Origin of the sequence: Enterocloster bolteae (genome assembly GCF_002234575.2) — a bacterium.
GTDB lineage: Bacteria > Bacillota > Clostridia > Lachnospirales > Lachnospiraceae > Enterocloster > Enterocloster bolteae.
In genome coordinates, this window is the sequence record NZ_CP022464.2 from 3,717,997 (window position 1) to 3,735,663 (window position 17,667).

Annotated in this window: 16 protein-coding genes and 1 other annotated feature; of the genes, 6 read left to right on the forward strand and 10 right to left on the reverse strand. The window is 49.2% G+C overall.

Translation table 11 applies throughout. The features are described 5' to 3' along the window. Nucleotides 1–133: 133 nt before the first annotated feature. Nucleotides 134–1,276, reverse strand: coding sequence for a CPBP family intramembrane glutamic endopeptidase (locus CGC65_RS17445; RefSeq protein WP_038281631.1), 1,143 nt, complete (start codon nt 1,274–1,276; stop codon nt 134–136). A 177-nt stretch (nt 1,277–1,453) separates the two neighbouring features. Here CGC65_RS17445 and CGC65_RS17450 point away from each other — a divergent pair, with 177 nt between their 5' ends. Continuing rightward, nucleotides 1,454–2,104 carry a Crp/Fnr family transcriptional regulator gene (locus tag CGC65_RS17450; protein WP_002564666.1) on the forward strand — a complete coding sequence of 217 codons (651 nt, stop codon included), beginning with the start codon at nt 1,454–1,456 and terminating at the stop codon, nt 2,102–2,104. Here the strand turns inward: CGC65_RS17450 and CGC65_RS17455 are convergent. From CGC65_RS17455 to CGC65_RS17480, 6 genes are all read right to left on the reverse strand, one after another. Continuing rightward, complete coding sequence (locus tag CGC65_RS17455; protein WP_002564667.1) at nt 2,093–4,645, reverse strand: putative bifunctional diguanylate cyclase/phosphodiesterase; 2,553 nt, start codon at nt 4,643–4,645, stop codon at nt 2,093–2,095. The two genes, CGC65_RS17450 and CGC65_RS17455, sit on opposite strands and share 12 nt — an antisense overlap. 137 nt (nt 4,646–4,782) lie before the next feature. After that, complete coding sequence (gene rd, locus CGC65_RS17460) at nt 4,783–4,947, reverse strand: rubredoxin (protein ID WP_002564668.1); 165 nt, start codon at nt 4,945–4,947, stop codon at nt 4,783–4,785. 214 nt (nt 4,948–5,161) lie between these two features. After that, the gene (locus CGC65_RS17465; RefSeq protein WP_002564669.1) at nt 5,162–7,258 is read right to left on the reverse strand and encodes an elongation factor G; all 2,097 of its coding nucleotides are present in this window, start codon (nt 7,256–7,258) and stop codon (nt 5,162–5,164) included. 124 nt (nt 7,259–7,382) lie between these two features. Continuing rightward, nucleotides 7,383–8,342: a diguanylate cyclase domain-containing protein gene (locus CGC65_RS17470; protein WP_002564670.1), complete on the reverse strand. Its 960-nt coding sequence runs from the start codon at nt 8,340–8,342 to the stop codon at nt 7,383–7,385. Nucleotides 8,343–8,623: 281 nt separating this feature from the next. Beyond that, complete coding sequence (locus tag CGC65_RS17475) at nt 8,624–8,881, reverse strand: hypothetical protein (RefSeq protein WP_007036417.1); 258 nt, start codon at nt 8,879–8,881, stop codon at nt 8,624–8,626. A 132-nt stretch (nt 8,882–9,013) separates the two neighbouring features. Next, on the reverse strand, nt 9,014–9,496 hold the full coding sequence (locus CGC65_RS17480) for an amidase domain-containing protein (protein ID WP_002564672.1): 483 nt from the start codon (nt 9,494–9,496) through the stop codon (nt 9,014–9,016). Nucleotides 9,497–9,630: 134 nt separating this feature from the next. Between CGC65_RS17480 and CGC65_RS32560 the strand changes: the two genes are divergently transcribed. The 4 genes from CGC65_RS32560 (at nt 9,631) to aroA (ending at nt 13,776) form a co-directional block, all read left to right on the forward strand. Then, nucleotides 9,631–10,038: a nucleoside 2-deoxyribosyltransferase gene (locus tag CGC65_RS32560; protein WP_007036419.1), complete on the forward strand. Its 408-nt coding sequence runs from the start codon at nt 9,631–9,633 to the stop codon at nt 10,036–10,038. A gap of 136 nt (nt 10,039–10,174) precedes the next feature. Then, nucleotides 10,175–11,197: a 3-deoxy-7-phosphoheptulonate synthase gene (gene aroF / locus CGC65_RS17490; protein WP_002564673.1), complete on the forward strand. Its 1,023-nt coding sequence runs from the start codon at nt 10,175–10,177 to the stop codon at nt 11,195–11,197. 137 nt (nt 11,198–11,334) lie between these two features. Beyond that, the gene (locus CGC65_RS17495; RefSeq protein ID WP_002564674.1) at nt 11,335–12,468 is read left to right on the forward strand and encodes a prephenate dehydrogenase; all 1,134 of its coding nucleotides are present in this window, start codon (nt 11,335–11,337) and stop codon (nt 12,466–12,468) included. A gap of 27 nt (nt 12,469–12,495) precedes the next feature. Next, nucleotides 12,496–13,776 (forward strand): 3-phosphoshikimate 1-carboxyvinyltransferase, encoded by a 1,281-nt coding sequence (gene aroA, locus CGC65_RS17500; protein WP_002564675.1) that lies wholly within the window; start codon nt 12,496–12,498, stop codon nt 13,774–13,776. Between the two features lie 111 nt (nt 13,777–13,887). Here the strand turns inward: aroA and CGC65_RS17505 are convergent, their stop codons facing one another. The 3 genes from CGC65_RS17505 to CGC65_RS17515 all read right to left on the reverse strand — a co-directional run bounded on the left by CGC65_RS17505 (nt 13,888) and on the right by CGC65_RS17515 (nt 15,921). After that, a complete protein-coding gene (locus CGC65_RS17505) occupies nt 13,888–14,664 on the reverse strand; it encodes a ZIP family metal transporter (protein ID WP_002564676.1) in 777 nt (258 codons plus the stop codon). A 42-nt stretch (nt 14,665–14,706) separates the two neighbouring features. Further along, a complete protein-coding gene (locus CGC65_RS17510; protein ID WP_002564677.1) occupies nt 14,707–15,342 on the reverse strand; it encodes a cytidylate kinase-like family protein in 636 nt (211 codons plus the stop codon). A 66-nt stretch (nt 15,343–15,408) separates the two neighbouring features. Beyond that, nucleotides 15,409–15,921, reverse strand: a complete 513-nt coding sequence (locus CGC65_RS17515) for a cysteine hydrolase family protein (protein ID WP_002564678.1) — start codon at nt 15,919–15,921, stop codon at nt 15,409–15,411. 208 nt (nt 15,922–16,129) lie between these two features. Further along, nucleotides 16,130–16,370: a binding site (T-box leader), on the forward strand. Nucleotides 16,371–16,500: 130 nt separating this feature from the next. Between CGC65_RS17515 and CGC65_RS17520 the strand changes: the two genes are divergently transcribed. Then, the gene (locus tag CGC65_RS17520) at nt 16,501–17,646 is read left to right on the forward strand and encodes an ABC transporter substrate-binding protein (RefSeq protein WP_002564679.1); all 1,146 of its coding nucleotides are present in this window, start codon (nt 16,501–16,503) and stop codon (nt 17,644–17,646) included. Nucleotides 17,647–17,667: the final 21 nt, after the last annotated feature.

Consider the following 17,667-nt stretch of genomic DNA (forward strand, 5'->3'; position numbering starts at 1 on the left):
AAAACAAAAAAATTGATTTGTCCAGTATTTTTATTGTAGTTACCACAGCTTTTAAATTGTGGTTCATGTTAAGTCTGACATATCTTTTACTGTCACATGCTAATACTTTATCACATTAAATCATCCGTGTAAATCACCAATTTAATATAAACAAACCGCAGCATATGACAAAATAGACAATCATCCCCACATTCAAAAACGCTGTCTGAAAAGCTCTCCCCTTTCTCAGGGGCCACTGTCCCGGCTGAAAGGTAATCTGGCGCCGGTACATAATGATAAGAGTAATGGCTGCAATGAGACAGGCCAGCATGAAAAACAGATATGCCAGTATCATGATGGAGGAAAACGCTGTCACCAGCCACCCCATGTCAACTCCCAAAATAGATTCAATCTGCCGGATCATCCACGGTCCCTCTGCCAGTCCCTGGGCCCCCTTTGACAGTTCCACGGTGATGACGCCGCCCAACAGGTTGAACAGCATATGAAACCCTATGGTGTATCTCACCTTCCCTGTCTTTGCATACACGTAGGCCCAGAGAATTCCTATGCCAAAGGCATAAAAGAACTGGGAAAAATTACCGTGGGCCATGCCGAACATAATGCCGGATATGATGATTGCCGTTTTCTGTCCATATCCCAGCAGCCGGTCCATGACCAGCTTCCTGAAAAAAAGCTCCTCCACCACAGGGGCCATAATGACCGTTGTCAGCAGATTGACCCACAGGCTGGAATTTCTGATAAGCTGGTCCAATTCAGCGGAATCAGGGCCTGATGGCTGTAAAAGCCCTACCAGCCTGCCCAGAATATTTCCTGCCAGCCCGATTCCCACTGCAATGACAAAGAAGGACGCGAATTTCCAGAATCCCCACTGCTCCTTCTGGGGCGCCCCGCACTTTGGCACAAGCTGGAGCAGTCCTGCCACCGCCGGAAAGGCCACCAGGTACATGGGCAGGGACGACATAAGCATACGCCCCGAAAATCCATAGAAATCAATAAAATCACCCAGCAGAGAATTAAGCAGCTCCACCAGGACCATGACCACTACCTGGGCTGCCAGGGTAAGCAGCATGAAGGCCGCAGCAGCCAGCCCCACATGTGAGAACTGCTTCCTCTGGCGCCTCTCCATGGCAGCTGCCTGCCGCGGGGCCTGCGGCGAATCAGGCTGCGGGCTGTGCTGCGGGTCCTGCTGCGAATCAGGCTGCGGGCTGTGCTGCGAAGCCTGCATCTGCGGGGCAGGCTCCCAGGCCCTTCCCCGGTTTTCATTATCGTATATCATAGGCCACATCCAGTCTCCTTCATCAAACTTATCATACATCGCGGCTTTGGTTCTGTATGTCACACCGCACTGTATGGGAACTGCCAAAAGATAGTCCTTTTTTAGTGTTGCAATTGCAACAAAAAAGTATTATGATATTAGATATCATACCATAAAAGATAGCAGGGTAAAAGAAACATGACAGAATATTTTCAGAAAAATCTATTTAAAGACATTTCCATTGATGAGTATAAAAAACTGCTCTCCTGCCTGGACGGAAGAACAAAACAGTTTAAGGCTGGCGAGACCATATGCGATTACGATGAAGGCTTTCATGAAATCGGCATCATCGGCAAAGGCACTGCCTCCGTTGTCCGCTATGAATACAACGGAGCCAGAACCATCCTGGAACGCCTGGGTCCCCAGGACATCTTCGGCCATCTGCTTTCCTACGAGGGCAGCGAACATGCCGGTATCAGCGTTGTCTGTGACAGCCCCTGTGACATTCTCTTCATCCACTACGCCACCATCGGTTCTCCCTGTACCAGGTCCTGCGCCCACCATCACCAGCTGACCCAAAATCTGCTGGACCTGATTTCGGAGCGGGCCTTAAACTTAAGCCGCAGGGTGGAGGTTCTGTCCCAGCGCACCATCCGCGAAAAGCTCATATGTTACTTCATGCAGCTGGCCGCTCAGGCCAAAGCCTCTTCCTTCAGCCTTCCCTTTACCATGGTTGACCTGGCCGATTACCTTTCCATTGACCGCAGCGCCATGACAAGGGAGCTGAAACGAATGAAGGAGGAAGGGCTGATTGAGATGGACAAGCGCTGTGTCCGCCTATTCCTTTAATCTGTCTTCAAACTGCCGGGCGCTCATAGGGCGCCCGAAATAATATCCCTGTATATATTCCATTCCCAGTTCCCTTACAGCCTCATACTCCTCTTTCGTCTCCACGCCCTCCAGGCATACCTTCCTGCCCACATCATGGCACAAGTCGGTGATGGATCGGATAAAGGTAGCATTAAAGAGGTCTGAGGTGATCCCCTTCACAAATCCCCTGTCTATCTTCACCACATCCACGGGGATACTTTTCAGTGAAAACAAAGACGAATACCCCACCCCGAAATCATCCATGGCAATTTTTACCCCAAGTTCCTTCATCTGTGCAATCAGGCGCAGGGTGTCCTCCTCTGCCTTTGCCAGGTATGTCTCGGTCAGTTCCATAATGAGTCTGGACGGCGCCAGGCTGTTTTCCTCCAGCACCGTCCTGAGGAAGGAAATAAAATCCCCCTGGGTAAGCTGGATATAAGACAGATTCACACTAATCTGGAAATCCGGCTTTGACCGGCTCCATTCCAGGCACTGGGCCATACTATGGCTCAGTATCCACTGTCCAAAAGGAATGATTAAGCCGCTCTGCTCCATCAAAGGGATAAACTCGCCGGGAGAAACATCCCCGTATTTGCTGCAGTGCCATCTGGCAAGAGCCTCAGCTCCGCAGAGCCTGCCCGACAATGTGTCTACCTGGGGCTGGTAATGGATGGTGAATCCCGCAAAGCCGCGCTCCACGCTCTCCCGCAAAAGCTCCATCAGCTCCAGCCGCCGCTCCCTGTCAGCCAGGATATCCCTGGAAAACACGGTCATCCGGTTCTTTCCCATCATTTTGGAGTATTCCAGAGAATAGTTGGCGCTCTTAAGGAGCTCCAGATAATTACTCCCATCCTCAGGATAACCAGCATACCCCGCCGACAGGGTACAGAAGTATTTCCTTCCCCCGTACTCCTGCTGCCTGCAGAAATTCTGCTGAAGCTTACCATATATGCGGGCAGCTTCTTTTGCATCCCCTTCCAGGAGGAGGATGCCGAATTCATCCCCATCCAGCCGATAGAGCATGGCATTGGGCGGAAGCATGGATGCCGCCTTCTGGGCCGTAATCCGCAGGACCTCATCCCCAAAAGAACGGTCGTACAGATCATTGATATTTTTAAAGGAATCCATGTCCAGCACCATAAGGCCGATAGAATCCATACTTTTGCGGCCTGCCAGGTATTTCTTGATATTTCCCTCAAATTCGTATTTGTTGTACAGGCCGGTCATATGGTCAATCTGGTTTTTTTTGCCCAGATTACTAATCATGCCGGCAAACAGCTCCGGCTGTCCGTCCTTATCTCTGAGCATCTTCCCCCGGCACCGCAGCCATATCCATTCCCCTCTCACATTCCTGGCCCGGTATTCTATATTATGATAATCCTCTCTTCCGTCCGCTATACTCTGATTACTCTCCAGAAAATAGGCTTCATCATGAGGATGAATCAGCTGCCCCCAAAATGCGGCTGCCTCCCTGACCGTCTGCCCCGGCAGTCCGAATTCCTCCACCATGGCCTGGGGATAGCGGAACACCCCGGTTTTCATATTTCCCACAAAAATATAATCATCCGTGCTGGCTGACAGCGCTTCATAGAGGCTTCCGCCGGCATAATCAAAAGTCTCATCCCCGCTCTCAGGTTTCTCTTCAAGCCTGCGCTTGGCACGATCTATATGATATCCTCTCTTCTGTATATACATCTGCTCATCCGCCCGGGATATGATGTCCTCCACCGATCCCATTTCCCCCGGATAGACCTCTGCGATTCCGTAGCTGAAAGAGACATCATACTCCTTGAGCAGGCGTTCTCGTTCCTGACCTGCCCTGGTTAAGAGCCGCTTCATGCTTTCGTCTGCCGCGTTCATATCACGCCCATAAAATACCATGACAAACTCATCACCGCTGAGACGGTACATGAAATCCAGCCTTCCAAGGCACTCCTTGGCTATGGATGCCACGTACTGAAGAAGCTTGTCCCCCTCGCTGTGTCCATACCGGTCATTGACCGATTTCAGCTCATTGATATCATACAGTACCACGGTCACTATCTGGTTCTCACGGCTCCCCTGCTCCAGGGCCCGTATAAGGCGTTCGCTGCCTCCCCTGCGGTTTAGCATGCGCGTCAGCTCATCGGTGCGGGCTGTCTCTGAAATCTGGTCATATTCCGTCATATCCACAGAATTCTGTATGTGGTAAAGCTTCCCCTTCCACTGAATCAGGCTGTCATAATTCCTGTATTTTCTGCCGGTCACAGAATTGGTCTCGCGCCAGACACAGATTTTATTGTCCTCCATCTGTTCCAGCTGCCTGATTTTACAGTAAGGGCACCGGCCCTTCATGTCCTTTTGCAGCACCTGCCAACAGACACAGCCTTCCGGCCTTATAAGCCCGAAGGTTTCTTTCATGGTTTTATTCATATAAAGGATTTCATCTGTTTCTACATCCGTTATATAGAAATTGGTGTCCATCTGGTCCAAAACAGCTGCCAGGAATGAATCCTTAAATGAGTTTTGCTGTTCTTCCATCTCAAAAAATCCTCTTTACTATATTTCAAAGCTCTCTCTTTATTGTAAACTCTTTCCAGATTATGTACAAGGGGGGAAATCAAATAAAAAGACGCCTCCTTCCAGGTTTTATCCGGAAAGAGGCGCCAGCGCACACCTTATTCTTCAACAACAGAGAACATATCTTTTCCAACCCCGCAGAGAGGACATACCCAATCATCCGGAATATCCTCAAATGCAGTTCCCGGCTCGATTCCGCCGTCCGGATCGCCTACCTCAGGGTCATATATCCATCCACATGGATCACATACATATTTTTTCATTATCATTTCCTCCTTAAATTATTATATCATTTATCTTGGTTTTGAATCATTTCCTTTGATGTCATTACTATATCATAAACATTCCTATTTTTCTGTGACATTTGCAACATAAAAATGATTTTTTGATATAATATTTAATTTGCCACATATTCCGGAAAACATGCATGGAAAAACAGCTGCCCAAACTTACTCCGGGCAGCTGTGGCATTTACTTTTATTCGCCGTCCTTAGCTGCAGCCCTTGCCTCTATCTCACGTTTCTGTACATCGCCGGGAGCCTGCTCATAGCGGCTGAATTCATAGGAATAATCGCCCAGACCGCCTGTCATGGAGCGAAGGTCTGTATTATATCCAAAAAGTTCAGACATAGGAATATCCGCCTCAATGACCTGCTTGCCGTTGTGATTGGAATTCATACCCAGCACGCGTCCTCTTCTGCGGTTTAAATCGCCCATGACATCGCCTGTAAACTTATCCGGAACAGTTACCTTAAGGGAGGCAATGGGTTCAAGGAGCACGGGATTTGCTTCCATAAAGCCCTGCTTAAAGGCAAGGATGGTGGCCATCTTAAATGCCATCTCCGAGGAATCCACCGGGTGATAAGAACCATCCAAAAGAGTGGCCTTTAAGCCCACAACCGGATATCCTGCCACAGGTCCCTTTAATACGCATTCCTGCAGTCCCTTCTCAACAGCCGGGAAGTAGTTCCTTGGCACGGAACCGCCGAATACCTTTTCCTCAAATACATACGGTGTCTCCAAATCGCCGGATGGCTCAAATTCCATGATGACATCGCCATACTGTCCGTGTCCGCCGGACTGTTTCTTATGCTTGCCCTGTACCTTTACTTTCTTGCGCAGGGTCTCGCGGAATGCAAACTTAGGCTGGCTTAAGGTCACATCCACCTTATAGCGGCTCTGCAGCTTGCTGATTACCACATCCAGCTGCTGATCCCCTATGCCGTATAACAGGGCCTGACGGTTCTCAGCGTCGTTGACCACCTTAAGGGTTAAATCTTCTTCCATCATCTTAGCCAGAGCCGTGGATACCTTGTCATCCTCGCCCTTGTTCACAGCCTTATATGCCATGTATGTGTATGGTGTGGAGGTCTGGGGCTTATGGTATACAATGGGTGCCGTGCGCACAGCCATGGTATCGCCGGTCTGGGTCACAGTCAGCTTTGCAACAGCTCCGATGTCGCCTGCTTTCAGCTCCTGCACCTCAATCTGATCCTTACCACGCAGGATATAGAGTTTGCCGATCTTTTCCTCAGTATCCTTATTCACATTGTACACCACCGTGTCGCCCTTAAGGGTACCGGTACAAATTTTCATCAGTGAGTACTTGCCGATGAATGGGTCCACAATGGTCTTGAATACCCTGGCGGACAGGGATACATCGTCGTTGTACTTGGCTGTAAAGCGCTCGCCCGTGGAAACATCCACGCCGATACACTCAAAATGGTCAGGTGACGGGAAGTATTTGTCAATGGCCTGCAGCAGGACCTTAAAGCCCTGGCAGTTAATGCCGGACCCCATCATGACAGGAACGATGTCCCCTTCAATAACATGGGTCCTCAGCGCGGTGGAAATCTCCTCCTGGGTAAACTCTTCTCCAAGGAAATAACGCTCCATATATTCTTCACTGGTCTCGGCAACGGCTTCAATGAGGGCGTCCCTGGCAATGGTCAGGTTTTTCTGGACATAATCAGGAATCTCACACTCCTCATAATCACTTAAATGAGTGAAACGGCGTCCGCCCATCTTTACCACATTGACGAAACCTACGAACTTTTCATTTTCACGGATTGGCAGCTGGAACGGGGCAATCTTACGTCCGAACTTAGTCTCCAGCTTAACCACAAGCTCACGATAGCTGGCATGGTCATCGTCCATATTTGTGACGAAAATCAGCCTGGGCAGGTTGTACTTCTCGCACATCTCCCATGCCCTCTCTGTACCAGGCTCAATACCTGCCTTACAGTTGACAACGATAATGGCTGCATCGGCAACACTGATTGCCTCCTCAACCTCTCCTACAAAATCAAAAAATCCCGGCGTATCCAGAAGGTTAATCTTAATTGGCCCGTCCTCGCCCTCATATTCCAGAGGAATCAGAGTAGTGGAGATAGAAAACTGTCTCTTGATTTCTTCCTTGTCATAATCGCTGATGGTGTTTCCGTCCGGCACCTTGCCCATACGTTTTGTAACACCAGTCAGCAGCGCCAATGCTTCCGCAACGGTTGTCTTACCAGCGCCTCCATGTCCAAGTAATACAACGTTGCGGATTTGTTCAGTTCCATATACGTTCATAAACTTCCCTCCTGTTCATTAAATTTAAGCCTATGCGTATATTTTACTAAATTTTTCAGAATTTTTCAAGCATTTTATATGATTTGCACAACATTCTTTTAAGAGCTGATTGCATGTACCGCATTCACGCATGGGAACCACTGAATTCCCAATGTATAAGTTCATTATTCTTTTTCTTTTTTGCCAGATAAAGCGCCTGATCCGCTTGGGCTAAAAGCGCTTCATAAGAAGTGTCTGCATTGGAAGTAAAAGCAACCCCTGCACTGATTGATACCTGGTCATGTATATGCAGTGCCTTTTGCCGTTCCTCCCAGTCTGTCATAAGTGATAAAAAGAAATCTTCAACCTCTCCCCTTTGTCTAATACCGGATAAGTATAGTGTAAACTCATCTCCTCCCATACGGGCGGCTAAGGAGGCCGGAGATATAACCGATTTCAGGCTTTCTGAAAATGAAATTAATGTCTTGTCCCCAATAGGATGGCCATACTGATCATTAATCTTTTTGAACCAGTCGATGTCCATCATTAAAAATGCACCATTATCTCCATCTGCCTGAAAACGTTCACAAGTTTCTTTAAAATACAGACGGTTTAATAATCCGGTCAAAGAGTCATGCCTCAGATTATAAACAATCTGTGTATGAGTTTTTTCCACCATATGATGGGGGAAAAACTCATCACTCATTTGATTTGGATCGGCAACAGACTGATGAATATGTACTACTTTCCACCCGTTCTCTGACTTTTCCAACACAACCGTAAACCTAAAACACATATCGTATAGAATACCTTCTTCCGAATCCTCCCTGACAACCAGCTCCCCCATTACAAGCGAATGGGAATCGGATAGTTCTGTTGTCTGATACCATTGATCCCGGATCACAAAATGCCCGGTCCATTCATGGCTCTCTTCTGTAAACTTGGCAATGAATTCATGTAAATTTCTCTCAATCTCATGAGCTCCCGTCCCTATAACGCTAATTTTATCAGAGACAAACTCATTTACAAGATCATACCGCCGATCCTCTAGATAGCTCTTCCAAATGTAGCGGCAAAAATCATTTGCACTTATATTCTCTCCCATATTTACACCCCAATACGTTTAATTTTGCTGATAATTCATCTCCGTTTTCACTTCTATCATACAATTTACTTTTTTCTAAATGTGTTCTTCCTTTTAATCCTGTTCTTTTCATTGTCTGCAGTTACAGGTGTTTCCAAATAACCAGACGCTTCCGCAAAGCTATTATACCATACATAGTGTCATTTTCACTATGGTAAAATACATTTGTCCTTCTGACTGCCCTTTTCCTGTTACTTTAATCTATAATAAAAATGCCTGATAGCCAATTGAACTATCAAGCGTTACATATGCGCATATTCTGTTGAGAATATATCAACGATTTTGGCCTTCCGTTTTCCTATCAGCTTTTCCAATTCTATCGCTGATAACAGCCCCCTTAGATACACTTGGACCAATTCCAGCTGATTCGGGCCGATGGCTGCCACCAGTTCCAATTTTGTAATATCATTCACCTCCTCACATTCATTCCGTTTAACTGTATGATAACACAATCCATCCCGTCCTGCTCTAAATCGCCGTAAAAACATTGTATGTTCCATGTAAACTTAAACTCCCAAAAGGCTGCCTTTATAGTATGTCTGCCCGCAAAAAGCAGCCTTCATTCAGACTGCTTTCTGCAACGATACAGATAAAACTGCCGTTTCATGACAGCACAATATCGTTTCACCCTGTTACCAGTTGCGTACACCCTGTATATGTATGAAACGGACCTTTTCATAGATATAGGAATCCAGGGGCCGCATATATGCATCATAACTGTGGGCAGCCACCAAAATATTATTTCCCGCCACATCAACAACCACAGGACTGTGGTAATATCCGTTCTTATTTCCCAGCTGTACAATATCGCCCGGCTCCACGCCCTTTTCGTTGGTTTCCACCCCATAGGGACCTGCGGATTTATTTCCTGTGAGAAAATTATAAAGATACGCGACCCCGGTCCAGCTGGGACTTCTGTTGGATCCGCTGCTGTAATACCATCCCATGGTCGGCGTGTAGTTCATGACCCCGCTTCCGGCATAAATACACTGGGATGCAAAATTGGTGCAGTCCCCGCCCATATGTTCAAAATCCAGATACCGCGGATTCCTCCCCTTAGCCCATCGTTTCGCGTATTCCAGGACAGCTTCCCTCTGATATCCAATCTCCTTCAATATTCTATGATTCCTGTTCTGTCTCAACCTTTGTTACTATTATATGACCATGGATATCTAATTTATATCATGCCTAATTTATATCATGCTTTATTATGTGAATGAAACCCCTCTGAACACCATGCTGCACGGTTTTGGAAATCCGGGTCCGCAGTCTTGCCAAACTGCTTAAAAACTCCGGCTGGACACATACCTATGACTGGACGTCTCTCCTTTATGACCGGACATCCCATGTCTCAGAGAAAACAACAGATATCGAAACACTCAGGCATATTGGCGAACAGGAGTATAATGGGGTAAAGCAGGCTGATGTTGTCATTATATTGACTCCTCAGGGAAGAGGAACTCATACAGAATTTGGAATGGCCCTCGCCCTCGGCGTAATAATCTATTTGTGTCATAAGGACGATACGTATTTCAAGTGTGATGATAATACATCGGCGTTTTATTGGCTTCCGCAAGTAAAGCATCTTATTGGGAATACAGATTATATTGCCGCCCAGCTGCTTAATGCCTGCTTTCATCCTCGCTTAAAAGCGTAAAAGTTTAAAGTGATAAAGTATTGACTTTTTTTACAGAGTCGCTTACACTATTACTGCATATGAATCATTCTGAAGAATATATACTATGGTCCATACAATCTGCATATTTATAAATTTGCATAAGGAGTACTGAATTATGATTATCATTATGAAACCCAATGCTTCTGATGAAGCGGTCAAAAAGGTAACAAACCTCATTGAATCCAAGGGACTCACAGCCCATCTGTCCAAGGGCTCCCAGGTTACCATCGTAGGCGTGGTCGGCGACAAGACCAAGCTTTTGGACACCAACATTGAAATCAGCGAAGGCGTTGACAAGGTAGTGGCTGTCACGGAATCCTATAAACTGGTCAATAAAAAATTCCATCCTGAGGACTCGGTGATTCCGGTTGGCAACACCCACATCGGTCCGGGCACCATGACCGTGATGGCCGGTCCCTGCGCCATTGAATCCCAGGACCAGCTTATGGAGACCGCATATGCGGTAAAAAAGGCAGGAGCCACCTTCCTGCGCGGCGGCGCCTACAAGCCCCGCACATCCCCCTACTCCTTCCAGGGACTTGAGGAGGAGGGCCTTAAATACATGAAGGAAGCCAGGGAAGCCACGGGCCTCAATGTAATCTGCGAAGTCACCAGCGCCCATGCCATTGAGTCGGCTGTGAAATATGTAGATATGCTGCAGATTGGCGCCAGAAACATGCAGAACTTTGAACTGTTAAAGGAGGCTGGCAAATCCGGTACTCCCGTATTGTTAAAACGCGGATTGTGTGCTACCATTGACGAATGGCTCAATGCCGCCGAGTATATCATTTCCGAGGGCAATCCTAATATTGTGCTGTGTGAGCGCGGCATCCGCACATACGAAACTTCCACCAGAAACACCCTGGATATCAGCGCTGTTCCGGTCATCCGCCAGAAGAGCCACCTTCCCATCATAGTGGATCCCAGCCATGCCACAGGTGTCAGAGCCTATGTGGAGCCCCTGGCAAAGGCAGCCATTGCAGTGGGCGCGGACGGCCTTATGATTGAAGTCCACCCCTGTCCTGCAAGGGCACTGTCTGACGGCCCCCAGTCCCTGACATTTGATGCCTTTGAACAACTGATGAAGGATCTGGCTCCCTATGCAGAGCTGTCCGGACGCACCTTTAAGGCACAGTAACAGAACTTTACGGCACTCTCACTTCAGGGAGTGCTTTTACATATGCCCGGTGCGCGGCCTCTGCCCTTACGGCATCCCTTTTCATACATTTAATCCGGCGCATCCGGTTCCCGCATTTACAGGAGGAGATACCAATTATGGAAAAAACGACCATGACCGATTCCACCATCGCATTCATCGGACTGGGGCTTATAGGCGGCTCCATTGCCCGCGCCATCCGAAAAACACGGCCGGATATTCGTATCATGGCCTATATGCGTTCCCGCTCCCGCCTGGAGCAAGCCCGGAAAGAGGGAATCGTGGATGTGATTTTGGATGGAATTGATGAGAACCTGCGCGAATGTGACCTGATATTCCTCTGCACACCGGTGGAGTACAACGCAGGTTATCTTTCCGCCATACGGCCCTACCTGAAACAGGGAGCACTGATTACAGACGTGGGCAGCACAAAATGCGGCATCCATGAGGAAATCAGGCGCCAGGGCCTGGAATACTGCTTTGTGGGCGGCCATCCCATGGCCGGCTCGGAAAAGACCGGCTATGAGAATTCCACAGACCATCTTCTGGAAAACGCCTACTACATCGTCACGCCTCCCGAGGGAAAGAACAGCTCCCGCCCGCAGGCTTTGAGCCTCAATGCAGAACGCATTGTGGCGGTTGCAAAGACCATTGGAGCCATTCCCCTTGTTCTGGATTACAGGGAACACGACAAGGTGGTGGCTGCCATCAGCCATCTCCCCCATCTTGTGGCTTCCAGCCTTGTGAATCTGATTAAGGATCACGACACAGCAGACGGCACCATGAAGCAGGTGGCCGCGGGCGGTTTTAAGGATATCACCCGGATTGCCTCTTCCTCCCCCGAGATGTGGGAACAGATATGCATGACCAATGTAGCCCCCATATCGGACATCCTGGAAGCATACATCGCATCTTTAAACAAAGTGCTGGAGGAAATCAAAGAACATAAGGGACAGGATATCTACAGGCTGTTTGAGACCTCCCGTGATTACCGCAATTCCATTACAGACAAGGCCAAAGGCTCCGTGGAGCCATCCTATGAATTCACTGTGGATGTAAGCGATGAGGTGGGCGCTATTTCCACCATATCCGTTATCCTGGCTGCCAAGGGCATCAGCATTAAGAATATCGGCATCAACAACAACCGCGAACGGGGTGAGGGAGCGCTTAAGATTGCCTTCTATGACGAGGCTTCCATGGAGGCTGCATGGCAGAGGCTGGACAAATACAAATACGAGATGTTCCGCATGTAATCCAAGAGAAAGGTTAGGTAACAGATTATGGAATTTAAAAGAGCATCCCATTTCAAGGGCGAAATCAGGGTTCCCGGAGATAAATCCATCTCCCACCGGGCCGTCATGTTCGGCTCCGTCGCACAGGGGCTTACAGAGATACACAATTTTCTCCAGGGAGCGGACTGCCTGTCTACCATTGCATGTTTTGAGAAAATGGGAATTGATATAGAAAACAAGGGCGGGAAGGTGCTGGTCCATGGCCGTGGCCTGCACGGACTGAACGCGCCACGGGAAGTCCTGGACTGCGGAAACAGCGGCACCACCACGCGCCTCATATCCGGAATCCTCTGCGGCCAGAACTTTGACGTCACGCTCACAGGAGACGAATCCATCTGTAAGCGGCCCATGAAGCGTATTATGGAGCCCCTTGCCATGATGGGAGCCCGCATCACCAGCATAAAAGACAATGGCTGTGCTCCCCTGCTCATCAAGGGAGGTCCTGTCCACGGCATCCACTATGACTCCAGGGTAGCTTCCGCCCAGGTGAAATCCGCCATTATGCTGGCTGGTTTATATGCAGACAGCCCCACCAGCGTGACCGAACCATATGTGTCCAGGAATCACTCTGAGCTGATGCTGCGGCTTTTTGGCGCCCAGGTGTCCACCGAGGGAACCACGGCAGTCATAAAGCCTGCCAACGAACTCCATGGCAATCAGGTCATGGTGCCGGGAGATATCTCTTCTGCCGCCTATTTCATTGCCGGAGGCCTTATGGTGCCCGGCTCACAAGTTCTGATACGCAATGTGGGAATCAATCCTACCAGGGACGGTATCCTGCGTGTATGCCGTGATATGGGAGCGCATATTGAGCTTCTGAATGTAAGCGGCGGAACAGGCGAACCAACCGCCGATATCCTTGTACGCCACGGCAGCCTTCATGGAACCGTCATAGGCGGCTCCGTCATACCTACCCTGATTGACGAGCTTCCTGTCATCGCAGCCATGGCCTGCTTTGCAGAGGGTGAGACCGTCATTCGGGATGCCGGAGAGTTAAAGGTAAAGGAGTCCAACCGGATTGCAGTCATGGTCCAGGGACTGGCTGCCATGGGCGCTGACGTGACAGAGACAGAGGATGGAATGATTATCCGGGGAGGCGCTCCTCTCCACGGAGCTGTCATCGACAGCCGCAAAGACCACCGTATTGCCATGACATTTGCCGTCACTGCCCTGTGTGCGGACGGCATTACAGAGATAAGAGACGCTGACTGTGTCAATATATCCTATCCCGGCTTTTACAGCGATTTAAAGAAACTGGCACAGGGATAAGCAAAAACCGCATCCACTCCGGCTTTATTCCGGATATGGATGCGGTTCTGTTTTTGTGATATTCTCTCTTTTTATGGTGTTTCTTTTGCCGCTGCCGAATCCCAATACGTCCTACCCCAGCGCCACATCCAGTATCATCATGACCACAAAACCAACGGCAAATCCAATGGTTGCCACATTGGAATGCTCTCCTTCAGCTGATTCCGGAATCAGTTCCTCCACTACCACGTATATCATGGCGCCTGCTGCAAAGGACAGGAAGTATGGAAGAACCGGACCTAAAAACTCGGCCAGCACCAGCATAAGCAGGGCGCCTATGGGCTCCACTACGCCCGAAAGCGTACCATAAATGAATGCTTTTCCTTTCCCGGCTGCCTCCTTAAGCGGCAGGGATATGATGGCTCCCTCCGGGAAATTCTGTATGGCAATACCCACAGACAAAGCCAGAGCGCCTGCCATGGTGATTGTCCCGTTCTGGGACAAAAGTCCCGCAAACGCAACGCCCACTGCCATTCCCTCCGGTATATTGTGGAGGGTCACTGCCAGCACCAGCATGGTACTCTTCTTCCAGTCGCTCTTTGGACCTTCCGGCTGCTCTGTATCAATATGCAGATGAGGTATAATCTCATCCAACAGGAGCAGGAAACCAATTCCCAAAAGAAAGCCCACGGAAGCAGGAATGAAAGCCAGCTTGCCCATATGTCCGCTCATGTCCATGGACGGAATCAAAAGGGACCAGACAGAAGCCGCCACCATTACCCCTGACGCAAATCCCAGAAATGCCTTCTGGACACTGGGTTTTAATGCGTTTTTCAGAAAGAACACGCAGGCTGCTCCTGCCGTGGTCCCGATAAAGGGAATCATGATCCCCGCAAATATACTGCTCATCTCAATCCACCTCTGTCATTTCCTGAGCCCCGGTCCTCCCTTCTACAGGAATCCTTTGAGCTTCAGATAGTCTTTTATCAGTTGAATCATCTGGTCGTAATCAATCCGGCTGGCATTGATGGGAAGGTCATAATTTTCCATATCCATCCACTCCCTGCCGGTAAAATAGCGGTGATACTCCGTTCTCTCTTTGTCAATCCGTCTCATTCTGCGGAGCGCTTCCGCCTCATCCACCTTATCCACATCCATAACCCTGCGGATTCTGGTGACCGTATCTGCATACACAAAGATGCGCACCAGATTATCCATCTGGTCCTGGAGCACATAATTGCCGCAGCGGCCTACGATAATACATGTCTCAGAGGCTGCCAGCCTGCGGATGACCGATGACTGGAACCGGAACAGGTTCTCCGGCGAGGTAATGTTGGGGCCGTCCTTATCCGGTTCCGTCAGCTCCGGCTTCATGCTGGTCACAATACGGTATAGCATGTTATTTCCAGCCCTTTCATCAGCCAGCCTGAAGTACTGTTCCCCTATGGCGCTGGTCTCAGATGTCATCTTAAGTATCTCTTCATCATAAAAATGAATGCCAAGCTCCTCAGCCAGGCGTTTGCCTGTCAGGCGGCCGCCGCTTCCGTACTGGCGTTCAATGGTAATTACAAAATGTTTGTCATTCATATTGAGTATCCCCCTTATTCCTAATCCACAGCCCTGCCCGTGACAGGGCCGTGGTCTCTTTCATGTCTATACAATGTCTATATGGCACATTCCCATAGCGCTGAGGGCATTGTGATGGCTCTGGGGAGTCACGCCCGCGCAGCAGGACCCGTCCACCTGTATGGATGTGTCAGGAACTGCTGCCTTAATCAGCATGGCGTTGGATATGACACAGATATCCGTGCACAGGCCGGCCAGCTCCACAAAGTCATACTGTCCCCTGGCTGCGTAGTCAGCCAGCTCCCTGCTTCCAAAGGTATGCTTCTCAAAACGGGTTCCCGGAACTCCCCTGAGCTCCGGTACCAGTTCCCACCCCGGCGTTCCCTTGACACAGTGGACCACCGGAAGTTTCTTCCCTTCCATCGTATCCATATAATCAGCAAAATGGGTGTCCAGGGTAAACACCACCTCATCCCCGGCATCCTGGTACGCCTTAACCTTATCCAGCACATTAGGGACAATGGCCCGGGCCTCAGGGCTGCCCAAAGCTCCATCCACAAAATCCTTCTGCATATCCACCACTACAAGTAACCGGCTCATGGAACTTTCCTCCTTGTTGTGAACATTTTTTATTTGTGAACACGTTTATTCCGGTTCCAAAGTGTTCCTTTCCATACCTACAGTCTACCACATTTCATCAATCAATAAAAGTTCTTTTATACTTTTGTGTGACATTGCGTGACTTTATATGAATTTTTAAAACACTCTTGACAAATCCACTTTATTGTATTAAGATACGGATTAATAAATTAAACCGTAGAGAAAGAGGAGTAAGCTATCAAAGCTTTAACACAGAGAGCCGCAGGCGGTGGGATTGCGGTATGGGGCTGGCAGCTGAATGGACTTTTGAGGGCGGTCTTGAAGGATTGTTTTATCTGTAGGGACCGACGGATTCCGCAACCGTTATACATGTGGCGCATATGTTGGTATGTGTAAAGTGGACTTTTTAGTCAATTTGAGTGGCACCGCGGATTTCATTCGTCTCAATCGTAGCATAAGCTATGGTTGGGACTTTTTTTATTCCGGCTTTGTCCAAAGGGCAGCCCTGTCATGAAGTCCCTTATCCAACGGCATTTTTTATCATCCAAATATAGTTCAAAAACAGGAGGAAACAAAATTATGAAAAAAACAATCGCAATGCTTTTAACTGCAGCTTTAAGCGCATCCCTCTTATCAGGCTGCGTATCCACTTCCCAGGGCACTTCAGCGGCCCAGTCCGCTGAAACCTCCGCCGAAAACGGGTCTGAAAACGGGTCTGTCCAGAACGCTGAGAGCTCAGCCTCCGGCGTGTCGGCCGCTGATACATCATCCGCTGACAAGACCGGTGAGTCCAAGGCAGAATCATCCAGCGATTCCTACACCATCGGCGTGGGACAGTTTGCGGAACACGGCTCCCTGGACAACTGCCGCGAAGGCTTCATGGCCGGCCTGGCAGAGGAAGGCATCGAGGAAGGCGTGAACCTGACCGTGCTCTATGATAATTCCCAGGCCGACGGCGGCACGGCCAGCCAGATTGCAACCAATTTCGCAGGCAAGGGAGTGGACCTGATGTGCGGCATCGCAACTCCCATGGCACAGGCAGAGTACGGTGTGGCTAAGAAGTCAGACATTCCTGTCATTTTCACTGCTGTAACCGACCCCGTAGCCGCAGAGCTGGCCAATGCGGACGGCACTCCGGTAGGCGAGATTACAGGCACCAGCGATAAACTCCCTGTGGAAGCCCAGCTTAAGATGATCCGCCAGATTCTTCCGGAAGCAAAAAACATCGGCATCATGTACACCACCAGCGAGGTGAATTCTGAATCCGCCATTGCAGAGTACAAGGAGCTGGCTCCCCAGTATGGTTTTGAAATCGTGGACACAGGCATCTCCTCTTCCGCTGATATTGCCCTGGCTGCCGACACCCTTATAAACAAGGTGGACTGCATCACCAACCTGACCGACAACACGGTAGTTGCCTCCCTTCCCGTTATCCTGGATAAGGCTGCCGCCAAGAATATCCCTGTATTCGGCAGCGAAATTGAGCAGGTGAAAATTGGATGCCTGGCTGCCATGGGACTGGACTACATCGAACTGGGCAAGCAGACAGGAAAGATGGCTGCACAGGTACTGCGCGGCGAGAAAAAAGCCAGTGAAATGAATTTCGAAACCATCAAGGAAGCCGCCTTCTACGGCAACACACAGGTGGCCGGGAATCTGGGCATCACACTGCCGGAGGATTTGACTGGAAATGCAGCTGAGCTGTTCACTGCGATTGCCCAGTAAAGCTCTATCATTATTATCTGG